The 205-nt window shown below is 63.4% G+C and carries 1 pseudogene; it reads left to right on the top strand.

Annotation, left to right across the window (positions count from 1 at the left end):
* Positions 1 to 205: pseudogene (locus tag B3797_RS16015) on the top strand (cysteine/glutathione ABC transporter ATP-binding protein/permease CydC); the annotation flags it as partial.

Genomic DNA, 205 nt, shown 5'->3' with positions numbered 1-205 from the left:
TGCTGGTGATGCCGCCGCTGTTTTACCGTCTGGGCGCGCCAGCCGGTCGCGCCATTACGCAACAGCGTGCGCGCTGGCGTCTGCAGTTAATGTACTGGCTGAGCGGGCAGGCTGAACTGGCAATTTATGGCCTTTCCGAACGCTGGCGTCAGCAGCTTGATCAGGATGAAGGCCGCTGGCAGGCTGCGCAGCGTCAGCAGCAGCG

Source organism: Pantoea sp. UBA5923 (assembly GCF_002431095.1).
Classification (GTDB): domain Bacteria; phylum Pseudomonadota; class Gammaproteobacteria; order Enterobacterales; family Enterobacteriaceae; genus Pantoea; species Pantoea piersonii.
The sequence above is the reverse complement of the archived record's forward strand: the minus strand, read 5'-3'. Positions and strand labels throughout refer to the sequence as shown.